Origin of the sequence: Nocardia farcinica (genome assembly GCF_029867845.1) — a bacterium.
Classification (GTDB): Bacteria; Actinomycetota; Actinomycetes; order Mycobacteriales; family Mycobacteriaceae; genus Nocardia; species Nocardia farcinica_A.
Window position 1 is genome coordinate 1 of record NZ_JARWRU010001129.1, and the last position, 1,394, is coordinate 1,394.

Annotated in this window: 3 protein-coding genes; 2 read left to right on the top strand and 1 reads right to left on the bottom strand. The window is 73.7% G+C overall.

Annotated elements, in window-relative coordinates; translation table 11 throughout:
• The coding region (locus QH283_RS25190) for a hypothetical protein (RefSeq protein WP_280505418.1) at positions 1 to 251 on the top strand (251 nt) is incomplete at its 5' end.
• A gap of 77 nt (positions 252 to 328) precedes the next feature.
• On the top strand, positions 329 to 1,177 hold the full coding sequence (locus QH283_RS25195) for a 3-hydroxybutyryl-CoA dehydrogenase (RefSeq protein ID WP_280505419.1): 849 nt from the start codon (positions 329 to 331) through the stop codon (positions 1,175 to 1,177).
• On the opposite strand, the gene QH283_RS25200 is transcribed toward QH283_RS25195, so the two are convergent.
• Positions 1,168 to 1,394 (bottom strand): hypothetical protein (locus QH283_RS25200; RefSeq protein WP_280505420.1); only part of this gene is annotated, 227 nt, incomplete at its 5' end. The two genes, QH283_RS25195 and QH283_RS25200, sit on opposite strands and share 10 nt — an antisense overlap.

The window sequence follows — 1,394 nt, forward strand, 5'->3', positions numbered from 1 at the left end:
ACATCGTGCTGTGTGCCGTAGGCACGCCGCTGCCGCGGGGCGCCCCGGCCCCAGGCCCCCCCCCCCCCCCCCCCCCCCCCCCCCCCCACCCCGGCGCCGGGTCTGGGGGGGCGCGGGCGGGGGGGGGGGGGCGGCCCCGCGGCGGGGGCCCCCCGCGGCAGCGGCGTGCCTACGGCACACAGCACGATGTGGCGGCGGTGGTGGCCGAACTCCTGGCTGCCACCACGCAGGGATGCGCGGACCAGGGCTGACGCGGCCGAGGCGATGCCTGCCGATCGGCGCCGGGCCCGCCGGTACTACTTTGTGTAGGTCGAACTTGGAGGGATGTATGCAGAGAATCGGTGTGATCGGCGGCGGCACGATGGGTGCCGGAATCGCGGAGGTGTGCGCCAAGGCCGGTAGCGATGTCATCGTCATCGAGGCGAGGCCGGAGTTCGCCGACGCCGCGCGCAAGCGGATCGAGAGCTCGATCACGCGGGGCGTGAGCCGGGGCAAGATCAGCCAGGAGGACGCCGACGCGGCCCTGGCGCGGGTGCGGGTCTCGGTCGACTACGACGATCTGGCCGACCGCGAGCTGGTCATCGAGGCGGCCCCGGAGATCGAGTCGCTCAAGGCCGAGATCTTCGCCGAGCTCGACGCCGTGGTCTCCCCCGACGCCATCCTGGCCACCAACACCTCGTCCATCCCGGTCATCAAGGTGGCCTCGGCCACCGAGCGGCCCGAGCGCGTGGTCGGGGTGCACTTCTTCAACCCGGTGCCGGTGATGCCGCTGGTGGAGATCATCTCCACGCTGGTCACCTCCGAGGAGACCGCCGACGCCGTCGCCGCCTACGCCAAGGACACCCTGGGCAAGACCGTGGTGCGCGCGGGCGACCGCTCCGGCTTCATCGTCAACGCCCTGCTGATCCCGTACCTGTGCCAGGCGGTGCGGATGTACGACTCCGGGTACGCCTCGGCCGAGGACATCGACGCCGCCATGAAGGGCGGCTGCGGCTACCCGATGGGCCCGCTGACCCTGCTCGACACCATCGGCCTCGACATCGCGCTGGCCGCCGCCGAATCGCTGTACGCCGAGTTCGCCGAACCGCACTTCGCCCCGCCCGCCCTGCTGCGCCGCAAGGTCGAGGCCGGGCACCTCGGCAAGAAGTCCGGGCGCGGGTTCTACACCTACAGCTGAGCCACGCCCGCCGCTGAGCGCGGACCTCTCTCGGGGGGGGGGGGGGCGCGGGGGGGGCGGGCGCCCTTCCCGCCCGCGCCCCGCGCGGTGATCAGCGCGGCCGCGAGCAGCGCGGGCGCCGCGCCGCGCAGCCACGGACGGCGGGATCGGCCCTCGGGCAGGGTCGAACCCCGCATGGTCTTGATGTTCACGTAGTACCCCCGGAGAGTTCCGTGGC

Coding starts and splice junctions, on each gene's coding strand:
- QH283_RS25195 (WP_280505419.1), top strand. CDS start 329: ATGCAGAGAATCGGTGTGATCGGCGGCGGCACGATGGGTGCCGGAATC.